Raw genomic sequence first — 22,763 nt, forward strand, 5'->3', positions numbered from 1 at the left:
CAAGATGTGACCAAGGCCTCTGAACGTGTCCGCCCGCGCAGTGGATCCTGGCACACGCGGATTCACACGCGGGACAAGTACCCACAACGAGCCTCGGGAGGACTCCAATGAAGATTCGCAAAGCGGTCGTGCCACTCGTCGTCTGCACCGCGCTTGTGCTCGGTGGGTGCTCCGCTGGAGGAGATGGTGCAAGCAGCACCTCTTCCTCACCCGCAGCGATCGAGGTCGAAGAGCAGCTGGTCACCGTCGACGTGCGGATCGCACGCTCACTGTTCGACCCGGACGGCTCGCTCACCGATGACGAGATCGTCGCCGGCGCGGCCGAGAACGGGATCGTCGCGGTTGTCGATGGCGACACCGTCATCTACACGATGACGAAGCCTCAGCGGGACGAGATGCTCGACCAGATGCGTTCGTCCGCGCAGGAGGCCGCTGATGAGTTGGTCGCGGACGACACGAACTCCGTGACCGGCGTGGAGTTCAACGACTCGATGACCTCGTTCACGGTCTCCGTCGACGCCGATCGGTACACCCAACTCGAGAGTCTGATGGCCCTCGGCTTCTACATCCAAGGCGCGCTGTTCCAGCAGTTCGATGGCGTGGCGACGGACGACATCGATGTGATCGTCGAGTTCGTCGACGACGCGACCGGTGAGGTGCTCAACACCGGCTCGTACCAGGAGATGCGCGAGAACCTCGAGCAGTAGGGCGCAACCACGCTCATCGAATGGGTGAGCAGTCACCACGAACCCGCGGCGTGACCTGCTCGAGTCCTCTGCGCTGCGCGCCGTGGATTCGAGCGGCCGGCCGAACGGAATGCCCAGCCGTGCCGACGTCTGGGCGTCGACATGGCGGCGCCCGCCGACCGACCATACGCGAACGGTCGCCCCGGTGAGTCGAACAGCATCCGGGTCTATGCTGACGGCGTCGAAGGAGGAGCACCGTGGCTGTCGACATCGAGGTCGTCCCGCTCGAGAAGCCGGACGACGTGAACGTCATCGTCGGTCAATCGCACTTCATCAAGACCGTCGAGGATCTGCATGAGGCGCTGGCCGGAGTCGGCGGCGGACTGAGATTCGGAGTGGCGTTCTGCGAGGCATCCGGTCCACGGCTCGTCAGACGGACCGGCAACGACGACGCGCTGGTCGACCTCGCCGTCGCCGCCGCGTCGGCCATCGGGGCCGGGCACTCGTTCGTGATCATGCTGCGCGACGGCTTCCCGGTGAGCGTGCTGAACCAGGTCAAGGCGGTGCACGAGGTATGCAGCATCTTCTGCGCCACGGCGAACCGGGTGCAGATCCTCGTCGCCGTCACCGATGCCGGCCGCGGCGTGACCGGCGTCATCGACGGCGAGCCGCCGGTGGGCGTCGAGACCGAGCAGGATGTCACGGACCGCAAGGATCTCCTGCGCGCCATCGGCTACAAGCTCTGACGCGGCGCAGCGACCTCCCGTGGGACCTCGACCGGCAGCGGCATGGCTAGCCGGCGGTGACGAAGGTTCCTTGGTGGAACAGCATCCGCGGTGCTCCGTCGACCGACGTCCAGATCGACGAGTGTCGGCTGTCCTGAGTCGAACCGTGGATCAGGTAGGTCACGAGCGCGACGTCCTGAGCCAGTTCGCGCAGTTCCCATTCAGCCGTGACCGCCGGCCCGCGATCTTGTTCGGCCCGGAGCGCGGCGACGATGTCATCCCGCGACCAGCGCGTGCCCGACCGCAGCGCCACTAGGATTCCGGCATGTCGTTGCTCCGAGCCGTCGTCCTGCCGGGGCTCGGCGCGATCGCCGTTCTCGCCGCGGCCGGGCGGGTGATCCGGCTCCTCGGCGGCGACGACCCACGCGAAGACCGGGCCCTGCGTGCGCTCCAGGACGCGTTCGGCCACCGGCCGGACGACGGCGATGCCGCGGGCGCGACCGACCCCGCCGAACCGACCTGGCCGCGCGGGCCGATCGACCAGGTCACCCAGCCGCTCTCGTGGTACTCCGGCGTGCCCCAGACCATCGCGAACGGGGCGATCTGGTGCGGCGTCATCTGGCTGTCGACGCGCAACCGGCGCTCCGCGGTCGCCCCGGCGGCGGCGCTCGCCCTCGAGACCGCGTGCTTCGTCGCATCCGCGGCGCTCGTGAGACGGCCACGACCCCAGGGGGTGTGGCGCCCGGAGCAGCCGCACGCGACGTCGTCGTTCCCCTCGGGGCACACGGCCGCAGCCTTCGCGCTCCACGGCACGCTCGCCGACCTGCTCGACCGCCACGGCGCCCGTGGCGCGCGGTTCCTCGGCCCCCTTCTTCGATACGGGATGCCCGGCGCGATCGCGTTCTCGCGGGTCTACCGCGGCCAGCACCACATCTCGGACACCGTCGCGGGCGCGATGCTGGGACGGTGGAGCGCCACTGTGGTGCGGCGGGAGCTGATCCTGCCATAGACGGGCGGGAAGCCCCGCCCGTCGGGCGGGGACGGTCCTGTTGTTCCCGTGGCGAGGGAAGCGTAGGTTCGGGAGCGGATCGCAGACGCCAACTCCCTGGGGAGGATCGCACATGCTCCGTCACTCAACACGAACCGCGCGTCGAACCACCCTCGTCGCCGCGCTCGGGATCACCGCCCTCGCACTGCTCACTTCGTGCGGCCTCGGACCCCCGGATTCGAGCGGATCCAACGACTCTTCCGCAGGCGGCGGCGACTCCTCGACAGGTTCCGGCGACGCCGGGGACGGTACGAGTGGGCAGGTGGTGAATGCGCAACCGGCGGGGACCGCGTACGTGCAGGTCGAGGGCCTCGAGATCACCCTGAGCGACGCCGGCGGCCTCCAGTGCTCCGTCTCGACCGAGTCGGTCACCTTCGCGTTCCGAGAGGGGGACAACGCGATCACCCTCGGCGGGGGCATGAACGCGACGGACGGCGGCTGGATGGGATCGGTCGATTTCCGGATCGCAGACCCGGAGTCCGAGCCCGGGCCGATCACCTACTTCCCCGCGATGACCGGCGGGCTGGTCGACGGCGACGTCGGCATCGACGGTGCCAGCTTCTCCTACTCCGGCCCGATGATGAAGCAGCCGGCGAATGACGGCTCCAACCCGGACCCGGTGAACGCCGGCGACGCGGTGATCAGCATCACCTGCCCATAGGCGGCGCACAGCGAAGCAGAACTCCTTCGCAGCCTCGGGAACGGCGCGTACCGGTTGGCGTGCGGTGATTGGACGGTGGGTGACCTTCGGCCCTGGTTCGTCATGGCGGACCCGTGTCCGAATGAGGGGCATGCGCACGCAGTCCCGTGGCTTCGGCAGAGCGGTCGGCGCCGTCGCCGTCGTGGCGGCGACGCTCGCCCTCGGGACCGGATGCAGCGGCGGCCCGTCGCCCGAGGAACTGGCGGCCGTCGACTACACCCCGGTCGCGGGTGACGACTGGCAGGTGTCGACCCCGCCCGATGCGGGACTGGATCCGACAGCGGTGGCGGAGCTGTACTACGACGCGGGGAAGCTCAGCGTCGGCCGCGACGACGCCACAGGACGACTCCCGCGATCGTGCCGAAGGCCGCGATCGCCACCGCGATGCACGCGAACAGGATGTACCGGGCCTCGGTCACGCCCCCGGCGTAGGGCTGGCTGTCCGACCAGTCCAGACTCACCCGCACGAACACTCCCGCGAGCAGCCAGCATCCGACGCCGACGGCGACCGCGGCGACACCCCTCGAACCGCGCGACATGGACACCGCCACATCGTAGACCGCCCCGCCGTGACCTTCGACCCTGGCGTTCGGCACCAGGATGCGGGAGAACGGGAGCATGTCAGTCGCGCGGCTCGCTGCGGTGCTCGTAGCGCTCGGCTTGGTGCTCACGGCCTGCGGGCCGTCGGCAGAGGACCTGGAGGCCGTCGACTACGCCCCGGTCACCCAAGACGAATGGCCCGTGTCGACCCCGGAAGCGCAGGGTCTCGATCCGGACCTCGTGGCCGAGCTGTACTACGACGCCGCGCGACTGGAGACGGCGTACAGCCTGCTGGTGTTCAAGAACGGCTACCTCGTCGCGGAGGACTACTTCGGCATCGGCCGTCCGGATCTGCAGGTCAACGTCCACTCCGTGACCAAGAGCATCAACTCGGCGCTGGTGGGACTCGCCCTCGAGGAAGGATGCCTGACGAGTCTCGATCAGAAGCTGATGGAGTTCTTCCCGGAGTTCGAGAATCGGATCACCGACAACAGGAAGAACGACATCACCATCCGGCAGATGCTGCAGATGCGGGCCGGCTTCCCGTGGGAGGAGTCCAGCGCCGAGGGAACGGAGTGGCTCTTCACCGGGTTCCATGAGTCCGATCTGGTCGGGGTGCCGCTCGCCTACGACCCCGGCACCGACTCGACGTACAGCAACTTCACGGCGCATCTGCTCGGCATCATCGTGTCCCGGGCCTGCGGTACCGACCTCAAGACATTCGCCCAGGAGCACCTGTTCGATCCCCTCGGGATCACGCCCGGCTTCTGGCAGACCGACTGGGACGGCAACTACCTGGGCTTCTCCGACATCGACCTGTCGTCGACGGACCTGGCCGCCTTCGGCCTCATGTACCTCGACGACGGAAGCTACGAGGGAGTCCAGGTCGTCCCCTCGGAATGGGTCGAGGAGTCCCTCGATATCTACTCGGAGGGAACCTGGACGGTACGCGTCGGAAGCAACTGGGGCGACAACGCGTACGGCTATCAGTGGTGGTCGATTCAGGCCGGGAACCACCGCTACAACCTCGCATGGGGTCACGGCGGCCAGCAGATCGCGCTGATCGAGCCGCTCGACATGATGATCGTCTTTCTCGCCGACCCGCTCCACCTCCAGCACGGAGACGGACCGTGGAAGATCGAGAAGGCGAACCTCAACCTGGTTGCCGACTTCGTCGCCTCACTTCCGTAGTCGGCCAGAGACGATGCGGATGCCTGACAGCGCCCTTCCCTGAGATGCTTCCCCGCTGGTCGCGCGGGACGCCGCCGTGTTCGACGAGCGAAGCCGGGTCAGATCGCCGAGAGGAGCGCCTCTGCCGCCGCCCGCGAGTGCGCGAGCCGGGTGGGGTCACGGTCGAAATCGCCCAGGAAGACCGAGCCGAGGGCACACGTGAGCACACCCCAGGAGGCGGTGACGCAGGCCTCTTCGGTGGCATCCGGGTGCGCCCGGCCCACGAGTTCTGCCAGCTCAATGCGGGTCGCCGTGTACGCGGCGGTGAGCACCTCGGCGATCGAGGGCGTCGTGCGCGAGAGTTCGACCAGCCCCAGCACCACCGCATTCTCGGCATCCGGTGAGCCGAACTCCGGGCCGAAGAGATAGTCGAGGGCGGCCGTCAGGTCGGCTGTTGCGGTGGGCAGGATAGAGCCGACCGTGCCGCCGGCATCGGCGAACACGGCGATCGCGGTGTCGAGCAGCAGCTGGTCGCGGTTGCCGACGAAGTGCCGGACGTGACCGCGTGACATGCCGACGGCATCCGCGATCCGGTCGAGCGTCGTACCGCTGACGCCGTGCTCGGCCATGGTGGCCATCGTCGCCTCGATGATCTGCTCTCGACGCTCGGCCGCAACGGATGGGCGTGCCATGCTCGCGTCTCCTCTCCTGGGTAGGCGGCGGACGTGAGCCAGCCCTCCATCAGCGCCGAGTGTAACGGCTCCGTAAATTCTAGTCTAGTCGGACTTGACTAGAAACGTTCGGCTCCGTAGCGTGACCTTCAATCCGCCGCGGACCCGCGGCATCCACGACAGAGGAGCACCATGCCCGACCTTCTGCGCACGCCTCCGGCACCCGAGAGCGACCTCGCGTTCCCGGTCCGGATCCGCATGCGCGACGGCGTGCTGCTCGCCGGGGACGTGTATCTGCCGGGCGCTCCCGCGAATGCCGACACGACTCCGGGCGACACCGTCCTGATCCGTCTGCCCTACGACAAGTCGGGGGTCTACTGCTTCATCCCGCTCGTCGCCGAGTACCTCGTGCAGCACGGCTATCGGGTGGTCGCGCAGGATGTGCGGGGCAAGTTCCGTTCACAGGGAGACGCCCTGCTGTTCGTCAACGAGGTCGATGACGGGTACGACACGATCGAGTGGATCACGCAGCAGTCCTGGTCCAACGGCCGCGTCGCGATGTGGGGCGACAGCTACTACGGCTACACGCAGTGGGCCGCAGCGGCCAGTGGTCACCCCGCCCTCAAGGCCATCTCGCCACGAGTGACCGGCACCGACCTCGGCGAACCGGTGCGCCGCGATCAGGCGGGCCGCACGCGAGACGTCGAGTGGGCCGTGACCTACCTGTACCCCCTCACCCAGTTCTTCGACCGCGACATGCTGCACTGGGAGCCCGACTGGGACCGGCGGGATTTCGCCGCGCAGGCCGAGGAGTTCATGGCCCAGGTCGGCACGCGAGGCCTGTCCTATGACCAGTGGTACCCGCATCCGGTGCTGCTCCCCCGCTTCCCGAACGGCGACCCGTTCGCCGGACGCTCGGTGCCGGCGCTCCACACGATCGGCTGGTGGGACAACTGCGCCCCGCTGTCCTGGGCGGACGTGGAGCGGATCCGGCGCCACCCCAACTGGGACGCCCATCACTACCTGCGCATCGAGCCGATCGACCACGAGAGCTTCCAACTGCTCGAAGCGGACGAGGACCGGGTCGAGGACCGCACCGACGAGCAGATCCGAGCCCTCCTCCCCCGCACGCTCGACCCGGCACTGGCGTTCTTCGAGGTGTTCGTGCGCGGCAACGGTTCCGCGACGGACCTGCCTCGTGTCGCCTGGAACCTCGCCGGCACGGCGGGGATGCGCGAGAGCGAGACGTGGCCGCCTTGCGGAGCGGATGCCGTCACCCGATGGGCGACCGATGACGGTGCGCTCGCCGTCACGCCTCCGACGACCGAATCAGCACTGGCGTGGGTTCACGATCCCGCCGACCTGGTTCCCTCGAGCGCTCCCGACGCGTTCTCCTTCCTGCTGACCAAGCCGGACGAGGCGCCGCTCGGCGAGCGCCCCGACGTCATGCGTTTCGACACCGCCCCCGCTGCGGCCGATGTCGATCTGGCCGGCCCCGTCTCGGCACGGGTGCGCGTCTGTTCCGACGGGCCGGTCATGGACGTCTTCGTGCGGCTGCTCGACGTCGCGCCCGACGGCACCGCGCTGCGCATCGCCCGCGGTCAGCAGCAGCTGCTGGATGCGACCGAGCCGGCCACGGTGACGATCGGCCTGGGTCACATCGGATACCGGGTGCGAGCCGGCCATCGCCTGCGCGTGCACGTGAGCAGCAGCGACTATCCCGAGTTCCTCCCGCAGACCGGCACCGGAGCCGACCCGTGGACCTGGGGCGAGACGCGCGCGAACACCCAATCGATGCTCGTCGGCGGCACCGACGGGTTCTCACTGACCGTCACCGTCCTCGAAGGAGACCTGCCGTGACCGCACCCCAGCTCGAGTACGTCTTCGAGATCCGCGCCGCGATCGCTCCCGAGCTCCACATCGGCCGCGGACCGGACGAGAAACTCACGTTCACACCCGTCACGGGCGGGAGCGTCGCGGGCCCCCGCCTCACCGGCGAGGTGCTCGCCGGCGGCGGCGACTGGGCCGTCGAGCGCTCCGGGACCGCGCAACTCGAGGCGAGGTACATGATCCGCACCGCGGACGGCGCCGTCATCGACGTGCTCAACCGCGGGTACTTCCGGGCGAGCGCCGACGTGCTCGCCCGCATGGAGCGCGGAGAGAACGTGCCCGCCGACGAGCCCGGCCTGTACTTCCGCACCGCCCCCGTCTTCCAGACCGATGCACCCCCGTACCGCTGGCTGACCGAGAACCAGTTCATCGGCGTCGCCCGCGACGAGGACGGGGAGGTGTGCATCCGCGTCTACCTCGTCACCTGACCGACGCCCCGACACCGAACACGAAGCACACGAACAGCAACCCTCGCGGGCCGAGAGATCTAGGGCGATCCATCTCGCACCGCACCAGAAGAATGGAACAACGATCATGAAGAGAATCGGACTCCTCGCCGGCTCCGTCGCCTGCGCGACGCTCCTCGTCCTCACCGGCTGCACCGCCGAGGGCGAGGGCGCCACCGCAGACGGCGGCTTCGGAGACGTCACGCTCGTCGACGCGCTCCCCGCGGCCACGCAGCCCGTCGACGAGGTCACGTGGGCCATCGTCGAAGGCGAGCCCGCGACGCTCAACCCCGCATCGTCGGCGAACCTGATCATCCCCAACCTGTGCGACAACCTGCTGACGCTGCAGCCGGACTTCTCGATCGAGCCCGGCATCGCCACCAGCGCCGACTTCGTCGACCCGGTCACCTTCGTGATCACGCTGCGCGACGACGTCACGTTCTGGGACGGCGCACCGGTGACCGCAGACGACGTGGTCTTCAGCCTTCGCCAGAGCATGAACCCCATGTCGCAGTGGTACGGCGCCTTCGCGCTCGTCGTCCCCGACCCTGAAGCGGGCATCGTCGCCACCGGCCCCCACGAAGTCACGGTCAACTTCGTCGCGCCCGACTCGACCTTCCGCGACGCACTGGCCGGCCAGGGAGCCGCCGTGATGCAGAAGGCCTTCGGTGAATCGGTCGGCGAGGCCGTCGGCACCCCCGACGGCGGGCTGATGTGCACCGGGCCGTACGAGCTCGAAGAGGGCGGCTGGGTCCCGGGCAGCGAGATCAGCACGACCGCGAACGAGGACTACTGGGGCGGCGCTCCCCTGGTCGACACCCTGACCTACACGTTCGTCTCCGACGGCTCGACGCTCGCCACCGCGCTCACCCAGGGCGAGATCGACGGCGCGATCAACGTCTCGCCGGCATCGCGGGCCGTGTTCGAAGGGGACGGCGCCGGAACCCTCGTCGTCGGACCCTCGACGGCCTCCTACAGCTTCGGCCCCGTGTCGGCGACCAGCGCCGCCGCCAACCCGAGCATCCGTCGGGCGCTGAGCCTCGCGATCGACCGTCAGCAGTACCTGGACACGGTGGTGAACGGTCTCGGGTACGTGCAGAAGACGATCGTGCCGGAGTTCTCGTTCCAGTCGATGGATGAAGCGAGCATCTACCAGGCCGGCTACGACGCGCTGGCCGCTCCCGAGGTCGACCTCGACGCAGCCCGCCGGCTCGTCGAGGAGAGCGGCGAAGACCTCAGCGCACCGCTGGTCATCGCCGTCCCCGCCGGGGCGACGGAGTTCCAGCAGACGGCGGCCATCATCCAGAGCGCCGGCGCGCAGATCGGCCTCGACATCGAGATCGACGCGATGCAGGCATCCGACTTCGGCGCCCTGTTCTACGATCCGAGCTACCGCGAGGGAGTCGACTTCGTCGCCACACAGGGGTACCTCGAGACGCCCGGCGTGCTCGGCTACCCGTCGCTGTTCCTGATGCCGGCCGAGCTCGGCGGCGTGTTCAACTGGAGCGGATACGACAACCCGGACGTGACCGCGCACATGCAGGCAGCGCGCACCGCGACCGACGCCGAGACCGCCGCGGCCGAATTCGTCGCCGCGCAGGAGATCTTCGCGCCCGACATGCTCCAGGTGACCCTGGCCGGCACCTATCAGCTCACCTACCTGAACAGTGACCTGACCGGAGTGACCACCTCGATCGCCGCGTACAGCAGCCCCTGGGCTCTGCACCTCGGCGGCGAGTGACCGAGCCGGTCCCGACGACGTCATGACACCACTCACCGGACCGGAGTCGCGGAGCCGCATCCGCGCAGGATCCGCGACTCCGCCGGTGGGTGCGCACATGACACCCAGAACACCTTCGACCGGCGAAAGCGGGGTGCACACGCTGTGAACGCGACGACCAGAACACTGCTGGGCAAGCTCGGCGGCCTGCTGCTCACACTGCTCCTGGCGAGCATCGTGATCTTCTCGGCGCTGCTGCTCACCGGCGACCCGATCGCGGCGCTGGCCGGCGGCGCGAAGCCGAACCCCGAGCTCATCGCCCAGATCCGCGCCGAGTACAACCTCGACGACCCCGTGTGGTCGCGCTACTGGCAATGGCTCACCGGGGCCGTCCAGGGCGACTTCGGACGCTCCTTCGTCTACAAGACCGACGTCATGACGCTCGTCGCGCCCCGCTTCGCCGTCACCCTGCAGCTCGTGCTGCTCACCGTCGCGATCATCCTGATCTTCGGCGTCGGTTCGGGCGTTCTCGCGGCGATCCGCGGCGGCGCGGTCGACCGCACGGTCACCGTCCTCACCGCGCTCGGGATGGCGCTGCCGACGTTCGTGGTCGCCATCCTGCTGATCTGGATCTTCGCCAAGACACTCGGCTGGTTCCCCGTGTACGGCGAGGGAGAGGGATTCTGGGATCGCCTGTGGCACCTCATCCTGCCCGCCGTCTCGCTGGCGGTGCTGTTCAACGCCTACATCAGCCGCGTGACGCGCAGTTCGCTCGTCGCCCAGCTGCACTCCGAGCACGTCGACACCGCCCGCGTGCGCGGCGTCCCCCGCGCGCGCATCTTCGGCGCGCATGTCTTCCGCAATGCGTCTCCGCAGATCCTCGCCATCGCCGGCACCACGATCGCGGGGCTCTTCGCCGCGTCGGCGATCGCCGAGGTGGCGTTCGGGATCGGCGGCATCGGATCGCTGCTCGTCCAGGCGGCGGCACGCGCAGACCTGCCGGTGGTCCAGATCGTCTCGCTGATCCTCGTCACCATCTTCGTCGTCCTGAACGCGATCGCCGACGCGATCAGCCTGCTCATCGATCCGTCCAGCGTCGCCGGAGGGAGCAGCGCATGAGCGTCGCACAGATCGCCCGCGGGCGGGTCCCCGGCGCCGCGCGCCGCGCCGCGGCGAAGGACTGGATGTTCCTCGCCGCCCTCGTCGTCTTCGGACTGGTCGTCGTCGCAGCCGTCCTCGGACCGTGGCTCGCTCCCTACGACGCCAACCAGCTGTACGCCGGCCCCGTGAACGGCGCGCCCAGCCTCGCGCACCCGTTCGGCACCGACGACCTGGGCCGCGACATCCTCTCGCGCACGCTCGTCGGCGCCGGCGCGAGCGTCTTCGCACCGATCGTCGTGGTGGTGCTGTCGACACTCATGGGGCTCACCGCCGCGGTCGCCGCCGCCTGGTTCGGCGGGTGGGTCAGCGGCGGCATCGCGCGCATCATCGACGTGATCTTCGCGATCCCGGGACTTGTGATCGCGGTCCTCGCGGTCGCGATGTTCGGCAAGGGCCTCGTCGCACCCGTCGTCGCCCTCGCGATCGCCTACATCCCCGTCGTCGCACGGCTGTCCCAGACGGCGGCATCGCGAGAGCTCGGCCTGCCGTACATCGCGGCGCTGCGGGTGCAGGGCGTGTCGAGCCCGGCCATCTGCTTCCGGCATCTGGTGCCGGCGATGATGCCTCTCGTGGCCGCACAGATGGCGATCGGATTCGGCTACGCGATGCTCGATCTCGCCGCGATCTCCTTCCTCGGCCTGGGGCAGCAGCCGCCCGCCCCCGACTGGGGCTCGATGATCGCCAGCGGGCAGGCCGGCATCCTCGCCGGGGCGCCCGAGCAGTCCGTGTTCCCGGCGGTCCTCGTCGTCGTGACGGTGCTCGCCGTCGGCATCATCGGCGCCCGCGTGACCGTGTGGGCCGAAGGGAAGGAACGATGACCACCCCGATCCTCGAAGTCGACGGCCTCGACATCTTCGCACCCGGCGAACCGGAACCGCGCCAGCTGGTCTTCGGGAGCAGCCTGACCGTCGAGCGCGGCGAAGCGGTCGCACTGGTCGGCGAATCCGGCTCGGGGAAGACCCTCACCGTGCGGGCGATCGCGGGGCTCCTGCCCGACGGGTTCACCACGCGCGGCGCCATCCGCATCGATGGTCAGGATCTTTCCGCTCTGGCGCCGCGCGCGGTGACGGACCTGCGCGCCCACCGCGTCGGGATGATCTTCCAGACCCCGCGAGCGCACCTCAATCCGCTGCGCACCATCGGCGACTTCATGACCGAAGCGCTGATCCACGTGGCGCGCGTGAAGCCGGATGCCGCACGCGGACGGGCCATGGACCTGCTCGACGAGGTCGGCATCACCGATCCCGGCCGTCGCATGCACCAGCATCCGGCGGAGCTGTCCGGCGGCCTGCTGCAGCGGGTGATGATCGCCGCGACGCTCGCGATGGACCCCGAGATCCTCCTCGCCGACGAGATCACCACCGCGCTGGACGTGACGACGCAGGAGGAGGTCATGGCGGTGATCGCCGACCTCCGCGCCCACCGCGACCTCTCGCTGCTGTTCATCACCCACGACCTCGCCCTCGCCGGCGCCGTATGCGACCAGGTCAACGTCATGCAGCACGGGCGCATCGTCGAGACGCTGAACGCGGCGACGATGCGCCAGGACGCGACGCAGGAGTACACGCGCGTGCTCATGTCCGCCGCCCTCGACGAGGCGGCGCCCCACGACGTCGCGGATTCGGAGACACCGCCGCTGGTCGCGATCGAGAACCTGCAGAAGACGTACCGCGTGCGCGGTGCGTCCCGGGGAAAGGACACGCTCGTCGCGGTCGACGATGTGTCCTTCGAGGTACCCGCAGGCGGGGCGGTGGGAATCGTCGGCGAGTCCGGTTCGGGCAAGTCCACCACCGCGCGGATGCTGCTCGGCCTCGAGCATCCCGACGCCGGCACGATCACGGTCGACGGACGCGACTGGAGCGGTCCCGCACGCACCGGCGCGGAACGGCGACGACGAGCGAAGATCGCCCAGATGGTCTTCCAGGACCCCTACCAGTCGCTGGACAGACGGCAGACCGTGCGGCAGTGCCTCGTCGAAGCGATCCGCGTCCACCGGCGCCGCGAGGACAGGTCCGCGATCGACGCGCGCGTCACGGAGCTCCTCGGTCAGGTCCGGCTCGACCCCGCCCTGCTCGACGCACGCCCGCGGGCGCTGTCGGGCGGCCAGCGTCAGCGTGTCGCGATCGCCCGGGCCCTCGCCGCGGACCCGGCGCTGCTCGTCCTCGACGAAGCGGTCTCGGCACTCGACGTCACAACGCAGGTCGAGATCCTCACCCTGCTCGACGGCATCCGCCGAGACACCGGCGTCACCTTGCTGATGATCACGCACGACCTCACCGTCATCCGCCGGCTCTGCGATCAGGTGGTGGTCATGCGGCACGGCAGAATCGAGGAGTACGGCAGCGCCGCCGGGATCATCGACGAGCCGAAGGCCGACTACACCCGGCTGCTGCTGGATTCGATCCCGCGGGAAGGGTGGAAGCCGCGCCGCAGGCGTCTCGGCCGCACCCAGGCGCTCCCCACCGTCACCCGCAGCACGTTGATCACCGAACACCCGGAGCCGCGACCATGACCGAGGACACCCTGATGGAGCCGGGATTCGAGTACTGCTTCGAACTCCGATGCCGCGTCGACGCCCCGATCCCCCTCGGCGGCGCCGTCCCCGGCGAAGGGCGTCACTTCGCCCGCGTGTCCGGCGGCAGCTTCGGCGGGCCCCGGCTCAGCGGAACGATCCTCGACAGCGGAGGCGACTGGTGGAACGCGCGGGGACTCACCGTCGCCCTGGACGCCCGCTACGTCATCCAGGCCGATCTGCCGGGCGGTCCGGTCGGCGTCGAGGTCGTCAACCGCGGCATCTGGCGCACCGACGACGAGACCTTCGCGCGCATGCGCGCCGGTGACCACGTGTCCGAACGGGACCTCTACTACCGAACCGCGTTCGAATTCCGCACCGATCACCCCGACCTGCAGTGGCTCACGGAATCGGTCTTCGTCGGATACGCGCGCCCGGAACCGCGGCTCGTCGTCATCCGGGTGTTCCGCCTGATCTGAGTCAGGGCGCACCGCATCTTCATCGCAGAGAGAGTTGACACATCCATGACCGAACCGGCAGATCTCGTCATCGTGAACGGACGGGTCTTCGACGGCAGAGTCCGCACACACCACACCGCCGTCGCCTCGACCGGCGAGCGCATCGTCCGGGTCGGGTCCGATGAGCAGGTCCGCGAACTGATGACCGACCGCACGCGCGTGATCGATGCCGCGGGAGGCCTCATCCACCCCGGCTTCGTCGACGCCCACGTGCACGCGGTGTTCGCGGGCGTCGAGCGGCTGAGCCTCGATCTGACCCCCGCGCAGAGCGTCGAGGAGACCCTCGACCTCGTCCGCGCCGGTGCCCAGCGCACCGCCACCGACTGGCTGACGGGTGGCGGGTGGAGTCACGAACTCTTCCCCGCTCCCACACGCGAGATGCTCGACGCCATCGTCCCCGACCGGCCCGTCGCGCTCAGCGACGCCGGACACCACACGCTGTGGGTCAACTCGAAGGCGCTCGAGCTCGCGGGGGTGGACCGCGACACCCCGGTTCCCGCCAACGGGCACATCCACGTGGATGCCGACGGAGAGCCCACGGGATACCTCAATGAGACCGCCGCCGAGCTGGTCGGCCGCATCATCCCGCCCGCGACCGACGACGAGATGCACGCCGGGCTGCTCAACGCACAGGAGTACCTCTGGTCGCTGGGCGTCACCGGATGGCACGAGGCGATCCTCGGTGAGTTCAACGGCAAGGCCGACTGCACACCCGCCTACCTGCGCGCGATCGCCGACGGAAGCCTCACGAGCACCACCTCCGGCGCGCTGTGGGTCCCGCGCGGCCTCGCCCTCGAGGACGTGCCGGCGCTCGTGACGCGCTTCATCGAGCTGCGAGAAGACAACAGGACGCTCGGGTTCGACACGTCGACGGCGAAGGCCATGATCGACGGCGTCCCGCACGGCGAGACCGCCGCGCTCCTCGAGCCGTACTGCAACCACAGCGACGACGGCTTCGCGGGCGAACTGCACTTCGACGAGGACACCATCCGCGCGTTCGTGACGCAGCTCGACGCCGCGGGGTTCTCCTTGCACCTGCACATCATGGGCGATCGCGGCATCCGCGTCGCGCTCGACGCGATCGAGACCGCGCGCGCCGTGAACGGCTCCGGCCCTCGTCACCACATCGCCCACCTCTCGATAGTCCAGCCCGACGACGCGCGCCGCTTCGGGCCGCTCGGGATCACCGCGAACATCCAGGGCCTGTGGGCGGCACCGGATCCGTTCGTGGTCGACCTCATCGGCGAGGAGCGGATGCGGCACGGCTACCCGTTCCGCACCATGGCCGACGGCGGCGCCGATCTCGCCATGGGCTCGGACTGGCCGGTGTCGCCCGCCGACCCGTGGCTCGCGATCCACGTCACGGTCAACCGCTGGGCGCCGCTCCCCCCGGGAGCGCCTTCGACGCCGCCCGCCCCCGGTGCTCAGCCGCCGACGCTCGACGCCGAGCACCAGTCGCTCACGCTGGAGCAGTCGCTCGCCGCCTACACGAGCGGGTCCGCACAGCTCGTCCTCGGCCGACCCGGGCGAATCAGGGTGGGCGAGCGCGCCGACCTCGCCGTGGCGAGCGTCGACCCTTTCGACGAACCCGCCGAGTCCATCCACACCGTGCGCACCGCCACCACGGTCGTCGGCGGTGAGGTGATGTTCGAGTCCTGAGCCGGCCCAGACCTGCCTCGCGCGCTCGTCACATGGGCGCACGGCCGTCCCGCGTCCACTCGAGGCGATCGGCGTCAGTCCGTCGGCGTGGTCGATCGCCCCACGACCACGCCGCGGAACGACAAGGCGAGGCCTGCTGCGGTCACGGCGATGAGCGCCAGCCCGAAGTAGCCGAAGGCCTGCTGGTTGTCCGTCGACAGCAGCCCCACCACCCCGGGCAGCATGTAGAGGGGCAGAATCCACATCGCGAACCAGGCCCACCGCTGCCCCGTGCGCAGCCCGAACACGCACACGAGCACCGCGAACGCGCCCACGGCGACCGTGCCCGACAGGTTCGACGCCTGACCGATCTCCCACTGCTGCGTGACCGTCGGGTACACGTCGTCCAGCACCGCCCACGACACGCCGGTGTCTTGTTCGAACGTCGCCGCGGTGTCCCCCAGCAGCAGCGCGGCGCCCGACACCAGCTGGATCGCCGCGACCACCAGCACGAGCACCCATCCGACCTGTCGCATGATCGCCTCCCACTGCGCAGCTGCGCGCACGCTGTTCACGTCACGCAACTCACGTTAGGCGCGGCCGCCCTCCGAGGACAGGGAGAGGGCGGCATCGGCGCCGCGGGACACTCCGGCGCTTCGTCGCGACACGAGGGCATTCTCCCGCGGCTCTTGCGCTCTTCCACCGCGCGAACGGTCTCAGCGCCCGCTCAGTGGCGCGTGTCGCCCACGCCCTGCCACTCTTCGGCGAGCAGCCCGTAGTCCATCCCGTCGAGCCACACGCCCGATCGGTGCAGGCCCGTAGCCCGGCTGTACTCCTCGCGGCGCATGCCCAGGCGCTCCATCATCCGCCACGAGGGCTCGTTGGCGGCGAAGCATCCGGCATGCACACGGCGCAGGCCGAGCGGCCCGAAGCACACCTCGATCACCGCGCGCACCGCCTCGGTCCCGTACCCGCGCCCGTGATGCGCAGGGTCGAGCGTCCAGGCCAGTTCGGCCTGGACGGCGAGCGCATCGGCCCGCACTTCGGCCTGCGCCCACCCGTCCTCGACGCGCAGCATCACGTCGCCGATCAGCAGGCCGCGGTGGGCATCGTCGGCATCGTCATCGAGCTCGACGACGAGCATCATCGCCAGCCGTTCCGGATCCGTGAACTGCGCCCGATACGTCTCATAGTCCTCGGGCGCACGCGTGATCCACTCGCCCACCTCGGGAAGCGGCCGCCAGACCCACGTGTCTGCGACATCGGCTGCGGTCGCTCGGCGGATCAGCAGGCGCTCGGTGCGCAGCGGCCACGGGACGGTGTCGAGGGGATCCACAGAGTCACCGTAGCGCGCAGGGGGCGGCCGAACGGGTGCGACCGCCGTGCCACACTCGTCGGGTGACGTTCACCGTGGCCGCTCGGCGTGGGGTCGACGGTGGCCGCCCAGTTCCGCGCGGCCGTCCGCTTCTCAGAGGACCGCTGATCGGCGGTCGTCCTTCCCGTCAGGTGCGCGAGTAGCAGGGTCCGGTGTGGTCGCAGGGGCCGCTCGCGGCGTGACCGGCGCACGCGGCGTCGTGCGCCGTCAGCAGAAGCGCGAGATCACCCTCGCGGTGGACGTCGCGGGTCACGACGTCATTGCACCAGGTGCAGCTCACAGCGGTCATGGGCGTGCCTCGTTCCGGGTTTGAACGTTTCGATCGCTGCGGAGAGTGTACGACGCGACCCCACGCTCGGGAAGCACCATCTTCGGCATCCCGAATCTCAGCGTGACCGGGTCGTCGGTCGCGGACTGCCCGCTCGGGTCCCTGCGCGCTCGCGGCACAGCGCTTCGGCGCGCACGGCGAATCAGCGCGAGGCGGACTCCAGACGGATCGCCGTCCGCACCGCGTGGCGGGCTCGACGGCGGTCGCCGGCGGCGTCGTAGACGAGCCCGAGCCGGTACCACGCGGCCCAGTCGTCGGGGTGCGCCTCGGCGGCGTCGCGGTACGTCGCGAACAGCGCGTCGGCGTCGTCGCGCACCACGCGACCGCTCGGACGCAGCGCCACGACCTCCTCGGGCAACCCGCCCTCCGCCTCGAGGCGGCGTCCCAGCTGGTCGGCGCGCACGCCGAACCACAGCTCGCGGCCGAGCCCCCACACGGCGATGGCCGGCAGCACGACGAGCGCTGCGCCCATCGCGATCCCGACCCCGTCGCCCGAGTTCAGCAGCGCCCACGCGCGCTGGCCGACCAGGACGATGTACAGCAGAAGGAGCGCCGCCATGACGGCGACGCCGATGCGCGCGCTCATGCGGGGGTCGTGCGGGCGACCTGACCCGAGCCGCCCTGCGGGCTGGTCTTGGGTCCGGCGTGGGTGTGACGCGGGTGGACGCCGACGTCGATGAGGCTGTCGAGCCCGATGACGATCCCCGTCGCATCGCGGGCGGCGTCGAGGGCGAGGCGGATGCCGGGGGCGTAGGCCTGCGCGGGCTCCACGGTGTCGTGCACGATCGACAGCGCCTCGCCGGGCCCCGACAGGATCGTCTCCTGCCGAGCGACGACACCCGGGCGCCGCAGCGAGTGGATCGGCACGCTCGCGACCTGCTGACCGCGCGCCCGCTGGTCGACGTGGGGGGCCGCTACCGGCCCGATGTCGCCGCGCGCGGCAGCGATGAGCTCGGCCGTGCGCACGGCGGTGCCACTGGGCGAATCGATCTTGGTGTCGCGATGGGCCTCGACGATCTCGACCGAGGGGAACAGGACGGATGCCGCCGCGGCCAGGGCAGAGGCGACGACCGATCCGAGCGAGAAGTTGGGGATGAACACCGCACCGATCTCGGCCTCTGCGATGCGCGGCTTCACGAGCGCGATGCGCTCGGCCGACCAGCCGCTCGTGCCGACGAGGACATTCAGTCCCCGGTCGATCGCGGCCTGCACGACGTCGCCCGACACGGCGGGCGTCGTGGCGTCGACGACGAGGTCGGCGCCGCCGAGCTCGTCCAGCGACGAATCGGAGCCCAGCACCGCGACCACCTCGTAGTCCTCGTGGGACTCCACGACGTCACGGATGACGCTCCCGAGCTTGCCGGTTCCGCCGACGATGGCCACGCGCGTTGTCATGGCCTCCATCCTAGGCGGCGGCCTTCGCTCGCTCCGGTCCCGCCCGCGCCTACGCTGGAAGGGTGGTCCAGCTGCGCGAATCCCCCGCCGACGCCCCCGACGCACAGGCGCTGCTCGCCGAGTACTTCCGGGCGCGCGCGGCCGGCTTCGCGGACCAGTCCATCACCTATACGACGACGTTTCCGGACGTCGCCGCGTTCACGCCTCCCCGCGGCGTCTTCGTGATCGTCGACGACGACGCGGGCTCCGCGGTCGGATGCGGCGGCATCCGCAGCATCCCCGCAGGCCCGCTGGGCGCGCGCTACGAGGTGAAGCATCTGTTCCTGCGGCCCGAGACGCGCGGCCGCGGCTGGGGCGTGCTGCTGATGGACGAGCTCGAGCGCCGGGCGCGCGCCTTCGGCGCCGCCGAACTCGTCCTCGACACCCACCATTCCCTCGAGGCCGCCGCGGCGCTCTACGCACGCTCGGGCTTCACCGCCATCGAGCCGTACAACGACAACCCCAACGCGACGCGCTGGTACGGCAAGCCGCTCGCGACCGGCTGACCGGCCTCAGGCCTCGACGGGGCGGCCGCGGTTGCGGCGCCGCACCGTCTTCGGCGCGCGTCCCCCGACGAAGGAGCGCCCCGAGTCCACGATGAAGCCCTGACGCAGGGCCTGCCGGCCGATGAGCATGCGGAAGCCCATCTCGTCGCGGTTGGTGAGCGTCACCTCGGCGGTGACGTCGCGGTCCAGCATCCGGATCGTCATCAGCACGACGTAGCGCCGCTGCGTATGGCCGCTGGAGCTGCGGATGGACCGCCGGTCGTGGACGGGAAGCTCCATCACGACCTCGTCGTCGGCGGTGCGCTGCCACGGGTGGATGCCGAAGCGCACCCACGCGGCGCCGTCGCGCTCGAACTCGTGCACGTCGAAAGCGTGCAGCGCCGACGAACGGGCGCCGGTGTCGAGCTTGGCCTTGATCCAGCCGACCTCGGCCTGGGGCAGCGCGACCCACTCCCGCCACCCCGCGATGATGTTTGAATGGACGGGCTGCCTCACTCCCCCATCATCTCAGGAACCACCCATGAAGCTCGCGATCCTCTCGCGCGCGCCCAAGGCGTACTCGACCCAGCGGCTCAAGACCGCCGCGCTGCAGCGCGGCCACAACGTCAAGGTGCTCGACACCCTGCGGTTCGGCATCGATCTGTCGGGCGACGAACCCGACCTGCAGTACCGCGGGCGGCCCCTCAGCGACTACGACGCGATCCTCCCCCGCATCGGCAACTCGATCACCTACTTCGGCACCGCCGTGGTCCGCCAGTTCGAGCAGATGGACGTGTACACGCCCAATACCGCGAACGGAATCACGAACTCCCGCGACAAGCTCCGGGCGACCCAGATCCTGTCGCGTCACGGCATCGGGATGCCCGCGACGGCGTTCGTGCGCAATCGCGCCGACGTGCGCCCCGCCATCGAGCGCGTGGGCGGAGCTCCGGTCGTGATCAAGCTGCTCGAAGGCACGCAGGGCATCGGCGTGATCCTCGCGCCCGAGGTCAAGGTCGCCGAGGCGATCATCGAGACTCTGCAGTCCACGAAGCAGAACGTGCTGATCCAGAGGTTCGTCCAGGAGAGCCGCGGACGCGACATCCGCGCGCTCGTCGTCGGCGATCGGGTCGTCGCCGCCATGCGGCGCAGCGCCTCGGGTGACGAGTTCCGCTCGAACGTGCACCGCGGCGGCACCGTCGAGCCCGTCGAGCTGACGGCGGAATACGAGCAGGCCGCCGTGCGGTCGGCGCAGATCATGGGACTCAAGGTCGCCGGCGTCGACATGCTCGTCGGCAACGACGGTCCGCTCGTGATGGAGGTCAACTCCTCCCCCGGACTCGAGGGCATCGAGACGGCCACGCGCCTGGACGTCGCCGGCGCCATCATCGACCACATCGCCAATCAGGTCGCATTCCCCGAGATCGACGTGCGCCAGCGGCTCAGCGTGTCCACCGGCTACGGCGTGGCCGAGCTGCTCGTGCACGGCGCGGCGGACATCGTGGGCAAGAAGCTCGGCGAGTCCGGTCTCGGCGAGCGAGACATCACGGTGCTGACCCTCCACCGCGGCACGACGGTGGTCCCCAACCCGCGGCGCAGCACCGTCCTCGAGGCCGAGGACCGCCTGCTGTGCTTCGGCAAGCTCGAGGAGATGCGCTCGATGATCCCCGAGCGCAGGCGGCGCCGCGCCAAGGTGCGCAAGCTCCCGAAGGAGCCGATCCCCGCCTCGTCGGACGACGACGCCGACGCTCAGACCGGATAGTCGTCGGGGAGCCCGGTGCGCAGCTCGGGCGGCAGGTGCGCCATGTCGTTGTGCGACACCAGGGTCCACGGCCGTCCCGGCTTCTGGGCGATCACCGACAGCCCGCAGTGCGCCTGGTTGAGCGTCATCCAGCGCCACTCGGGCGCCTGGAGCACCTCGCGGATGAACCACGCGATGACGAAGTTGTGCGTGATGATGAGGTCGTGGACGTCGCCTGCCTGACGCACGAGGAACTCGCTCACGGCGTCCGACATCTGGGCGCGGCCCGCGTCGATCTCGGCCTCGGTGACGCCGCCGAAGAACGGCTCGAACACCGTCGGCGTGTCGGGCGTGATCCCTGTCGGGATGCAGTCGAACAGGAGCGCCGACGGGGACGGCGTCACCGCAGGCATCCGCTCTGCGACGGCCTGTGCGGTCTGGGCGGCGCGCTCGAGGGGCGAATGACGGACGCTGTCGAAGGCCACCGACGACAGGCGGCCGGCGAGCAGTTGGGCCTGGCGTCGACCGCGGGCGGACAGGGGGCCGTCCGTGAGGCCGTGCTCGGCATCCTGATGCTCGCCATGCCGCACGAGGTAGATGTAGTGCGTCACGGACTTGAGCTCACTTCTTCGGGGGAGATTCGGCGCGGGGGCGCATCTCCCACCCTACGTGACGAGACCGAGCCGTCCGCGGAGGTGTGGACAGGTTACTCGGCGACCCGGGCGATGTCGGCGAGCTGGGACCGGCTGAGCCGCACGCCGACGCCCTGCACGAGCTCTTCGACGTGCTCCGGGGCGAACGCGTTGACGATCGGCGCGGCGACGGCCTTCTGAGCGAGCAGCCACGCGACGGCGACCGCGGCGTCGGGGACCCCGAGCTGCGTGCCGATCGCGTCGAGCGCGCGCAGCGTGCGGCTGCCGCGCCGGTTGAGGTTGGCCGCCAGCTGCGCGGCGCGGTACGACAGCGGTCCGCGCGCCCGCGAGCGATAGCGCCCGGCGAGGAAGCCGTGCTCGAGCGCGTGCGAGGGCGTCACCGCGATGCCCTGCGCCTCGGCGACCAGACGCAGGTCGGCGTCGAACTCGTGGCGCCGCAGCACGTTGAAGGGGACGTCGAGCACGTTCAAGCGCGGCAGGCCCGCCGACACGAGGATGCGCGCCTCGACCAGCTGCGCAGCCGTGTAGCCGACGGCGCCGACCGAACGCACCTTGCCGGCCTCGACCAGCCATTCGGCGGTCGCGAGAGTGTCCTCGATCGCCGTGACGTCGTCGGCGGTCGCGTCGAGGTACAGCACGTCGATGCGGTCCGTGCCCAGGCGCGTGAGGGAGGCCTCGACGGCGCGCACCAGGTTGACCGGGCCGAGGCCCGGGTGGTCGGGGTTGCCGCCGATGCGGTCGAGAAGCACCATCTCGTCGCGCAGCCCGCGGGAGCGCAGCCACTGGCCGATGATGTGCTCGCTGCGGCCGCCCGAGAAGCTGTCGGCGGTGTGGACGGCGTTGCCGCCCAGCTCGGCGTACGTGTCGAGGATGGCGTGGCTGGACTCCAGGTCGACGTTCCAGCCGAACTCGGCGCCCCCGAGGATGAGGGGGAAGATGTCCGCGCCCGAGTCGCCGAGGGCCACCCGCAGGGCGCTGCCCAGCGGCGCACCCTGGACGGGGATGGGCGCGGACGGATGCACCGCGCCGGCCTGAGGCGTCGCCGACTGCGGCTCCGCCTCTGCTCCGATCCCTATGGGTCTCATGTTCACCCCCCGCGCTCCGGCCCTGCGGCCGATTCGCGTTCCTTCGTACCCGCGCCCCCCGGCACGTACTACGAGGTTAGGACAGCGCCGAGCGCGGCTCGGCGATTGAGACGACGGTTCGGTGAAATCCCTGTAACGCTTTGGTCACGACACGCTCGATGTGCACGGATTTGTCCCCCGTTCGGTGGACGAATCGCCCCGAGACGGCGATGCCCGCCCCTCGCTGTGCGCGAGGGG

Annotated in this window: 26 protein-coding genes; 15 read left to right on the top strand and 11 right to left on the bottom strand. The window is 70.1% G+C overall.

The window, feature by feature from the left end; genetic code table 11:
- The first annotated feature begins 107 nt into the window (after window positions 1–107).
- Both P0L94_07180 and P0L94_07185 read left to right on the top strand, forming a co-directional pair.
- Window positions 108–707, top strand: coding sequence for a hypothetical protein (locus P0L94_07180; protein ID WES65847.1), 600 nt, complete (start codon window positions 108–110; stop codon window positions 705–707).
- A 236-nt stretch (window positions 708–943) separates the two neighbouring features.
- Window positions 944–1,432, top strand: coding sequence for an adenosine-specific kinase (locus tag P0L94_07185; protein WES65848.1), 489 nt, complete (start codon window positions 944–946; stop codon window positions 1,430–1,432).
- A gap of 46 nt (window positions 1,433–1,478) precedes the next feature.
- On the opposite strand, the gene P0L94_07190 is transcribed toward P0L94_07185, so the two are convergent.
- Window positions 1,479–1,724 (bottom strand): hypothetical protein, encoded by a 246-nt coding sequence (locus P0L94_07190; protein ID WES65849.1) that lies wholly within the window; start codon window positions 1,722–1,724, stop codon window positions 1,479–1,481.
- A gap of 12 nt (window positions 1,725–1,736) precedes the next feature.
- Here P0L94_07190 and P0L94_07195 point away from each other — a divergent pair, with 12 nt between their 5' ends.
- Both P0L94_07195 and P0L94_07200 read left to right on the top strand, forming a co-directional pair.
- Entirely contained in the window at window positions 1,737–2,420 is a 684-nt protein-coding gene (locus tag P0L94_07195) for a phosphatase PAP2 family protein (GenBank protein WES65850.1), read from the top strand.
- A 301-nt stretch (window positions 2,421–2,721) separates the two neighbouring features.
- Window positions 2,722–3,120 (top strand): hypothetical protein, encoded by a 399-nt coding sequence (locus tag P0L94_07200; GenBank protein WES65851.1) that lies wholly within the window; start codon window positions 2,722–2,724, stop codon window positions 3,118–3,120.
- Window positions 3,121–3,473: 353 nt separating this feature from the next.
- Here the strand turns inward: P0L94_07200 and P0L94_07205 are convergent, their stop codons facing one another.
- Window positions 3,474–3,704 (bottom strand): hypothetical protein, encoded by a 231-nt coding sequence (locus tag P0L94_07205; protein ID WES65852.1) that lies wholly within the window; start codon window positions 3,702–3,704, stop codon window positions 3,474–3,476.
- Window positions 3,705–3,777: 73 nt separating this feature from the next.
- Between P0L94_07205 and P0L94_07210 the strand changes: the two genes are divergently transcribed.
- On the top strand, window positions 3,778–4,890 hold the full coding sequence (locus tag P0L94_07210; GenBank protein ID WES65853.1) for a serine hydrolase: 1,113 nt from the start codon (window positions 3,778–3,780) through the stop codon (window positions 4,888–4,890).
- A gap of 98 nt (window positions 4,891–4,988) precedes the next feature.
- Here the strand turns inward: P0L94_07210 and P0L94_07215 are convergent, their stop codons facing one another.
- Complete coding sequence (locus P0L94_07215; GenBank protein WES65854.1) at window positions 4,989–5,561, bottom strand: TetR family transcriptional regulator; 573 nt, start codon at window positions 5,559–5,561, stop codon at window positions 4,989–4,991.
- Window positions 5,562–5,732: 171 nt separating this feature from the next.
- Here P0L94_07215 and P0L94_07220 point away from each other — a divergent pair, with 171 nt between their 5' ends.
- The 8 genes from P0L94_07220 (at window position 5,733) to P0L94_07255 (ending at window position 15,446) form a co-directional block, all read left to right on the top strand.
- Window positions 5,733–7,400 (top strand): CocE/NonD family hydrolase, encoded by a 1,668-nt coding sequence (locus P0L94_07220; GenBank protein ID WES65855.1) that lies wholly within the window; start codon window positions 5,733–5,735, stop codon window positions 7,398–7,400.
- Window positions 7,397–7,858 carry a DUF3237 domain-containing protein gene (locus P0L94_07225; protein ID WES65856.1) on the top strand — a complete coding sequence of 154 codons (462 nt, stop codon included), beginning with the start codon at window positions 7,397–7,399 and terminating at the stop codon, window positions 7,856–7,858. Before P0L94_07220 ends, P0L94_07225 begins: the two co-directional genes overlap by 4 nt.
- 106 nt (window positions 7,859–7,964) lie before the next feature.
- Window positions 7,965–9,617, top strand: coding sequence for an ABC transporter substrate-binding protein (locus P0L94_07230; GenBank protein ID WES65857.1), 1,653 nt, complete (start codon window positions 7,965–7,967; stop codon window positions 9,615–9,617).
- Between the two features lie 144 nt (window positions 9,618–9,761).
- Window positions 9,762–10,715 carry an ABC transporter permease gene (locus P0L94_07235; protein WES65858.1) on the top strand — a complete coding sequence of 318 codons (954 nt, stop codon included), beginning with the start codon at window positions 9,762–9,764 and terminating at the stop codon, window positions 10,713–10,715.
- A complete protein-coding gene (locus P0L94_07240; protein WES65859.1) occupies window positions 10,712–11,575 on the top strand; it encodes an ABC transporter permease in 864 nt (287 codons plus the stop codon). Before P0L94_07235 ends, P0L94_07240 begins: the two co-directional genes overlap by 4 nt.
- A complete protein-coding gene (locus P0L94_07245; GenBank protein WES65860.1) occupies window positions 11,572–13,269 on the top strand; it encodes an ABC transporter ATP-binding protein in 1,698 nt (565 codons plus the stop codon). Before P0L94_07240 ends, P0L94_07245 begins: the two co-directional genes overlap by 4 nt.
- A complete protein-coding gene (locus tag P0L94_07250; GenBank protein WES65861.1) occupies window positions 13,266–13,748 on the top strand; it encodes a DUF3237 domain-containing protein in 483 nt (160 codons plus the stop codon). The genes P0L94_07245 and P0L94_07250 overlap by 4 nt, the downstream gene beginning before the upstream one ends.
- A 45-nt stretch (window positions 13,749–13,793) precedes the next feature.
- Window positions 13,794–15,446 carry an amidohydrolase gene (locus P0L94_07255; GenBank protein ID WES65862.1) on the top strand — a complete coding sequence of 551 codons (1,653 nt, stop codon included), beginning with the start codon at window positions 13,794–13,796 and terminating at the stop codon, window positions 15,444–15,446.
- 74 nt (window positions 15,447–15,520) lie between these two features.
- Here P0L94_07255 and P0L94_07260 read toward each other — a convergent pair whose 3' ends face one another.
- The 5 genes from P0L94_07260 to dapB all read right to left on the bottom strand — a co-directional run bounded on the left by P0L94_07260 (window position 15,521) and on the right by dapB (window position 18,523).
- Window positions 15,521–15,961, bottom strand: coding sequence for a hypothetical protein (locus P0L94_07260; protein ID WES65863.1), 441 nt, complete (start codon window positions 15,959–15,961; stop codon window positions 15,521–15,523).
- Between the two features lie 191 nt (window positions 15,962–16,152).
- The gene (locus tag P0L94_07265) at window positions 16,153–16,761 is read right to left on the bottom strand and encodes a GNAT family N-acetyltransferase (protein ID WES65864.1); all 609 of its coding nucleotides are present in this window, start codon (window positions 16,759–16,761) and stop codon (window positions 16,153–16,155) included.
- A gap of 166 nt (window positions 16,762–16,927) precedes the next feature.
- Entirely contained in the window at window positions 16,928–17,089 is a 162-nt protein-coding gene (locus P0L94_07270) for a hypothetical protein (protein WES65865.1), read from the bottom strand.
- A 181-nt stretch (window positions 17,090–17,270) separates the two neighbouring features.
- Window positions 17,271–17,714 (bottom strand): tetratricopeptide repeat protein, encoded by a 444-nt coding sequence (locus P0L94_07275; GenBank protein ID WES65866.1) that lies wholly within the window; start codon window positions 17,712–17,714, stop codon window positions 17,271–17,273.
- Window positions 17,711–18,523 carry a 4-hydroxy-tetrahydrodipicolinate reductase gene (dapB, locus tag P0L94_07280; protein WES65867.1) on the bottom strand — a complete coding sequence of 271 codons (813 nt, stop codon included), beginning with the start codon at window positions 18,521–18,523 and terminating at the stop codon, window positions 17,711–17,713. Before dapB ends, P0L94_07275 begins: the two co-directional genes overlap by 4 nt.
- Window positions 18,524–18,585: 62 nt before the next feature.
- Here dapB and P0L94_07285 point away from each other — a divergent pair, with 62 nt between their 5' ends.
- Window positions 18,586–19,068, top strand: a complete 483-nt coding sequence (locus P0L94_07285) for a GNAT family N-acetyltransferase (protein WES65868.1) — start codon at window positions 18,586–18,588, stop codon at window positions 19,066–19,068.
- Between the two features lie 6 nt (window positions 19,069–19,074).
- Here the strand turns inward: P0L94_07285 and P0L94_07290 are convergent, their stop codons facing one another.
- Window positions 19,075–19,563 carry a RimK/LysX family protein gene (locus P0L94_07290; protein WES65869.1) on the bottom strand — a complete coding sequence of 163 codons (489 nt, stop codon included), beginning with the start codon at window positions 19,561–19,563 and terminating at the stop codon, window positions 19,075–19,077.
- A gap of 25 nt (window positions 19,564–19,588) precedes the next feature.
- Between P0L94_07290 and P0L94_07295 the strand changes: the two genes are divergently transcribed.
- Window positions 19,589–20,809: a RimK family alpha-L-glutamate ligase gene (locus tag P0L94_07295; protein WES65870.1), complete on the top strand. Its 1,221-nt coding sequence runs from the start codon at window positions 19,589–19,591 to the stop codon at window positions 20,807–20,809.
- Here P0L94_07295 and P0L94_07300 read toward each other — a convergent pair.
- Together P0L94_07300 and P0L94_07305 are read right to left on the bottom strand one after the other, a co-directional pair.
- On the bottom strand, window positions 20,797–21,399 hold the full coding sequence (locus P0L94_07300) for a histidine phosphatase family protein (protein ID WES65871.1): 603 nt from the start codon (window positions 21,397–21,399) through the stop codon (window positions 20,797–20,799). The two genes, P0L94_07295 and P0L94_07300, sit on opposite strands and share 13 nt — an antisense overlap.
- A gap of 95 nt (window positions 21,400–21,494) precedes the next feature.
- On the bottom strand, window positions 21,495–22,526 hold the full coding sequence (locus P0L94_07305) for an aldo/keto reductase (protein ID WES65872.1): 1,032 nt from the start codon (window positions 22,524–22,526) through the stop codon (window positions 21,495–21,497).
- Between the last annotated feature and the right edge of the window lie 237 nt (window positions 22,527–22,763).

Source organism: Microbacter sp. GSS18 (assembly GCA_029319145.1).
Classification (GTDB): domain Bacteria; phylum Actinomycetota; class Actinomycetes; order Actinomycetales; family Microbacteriaceae; genus Microbacterium.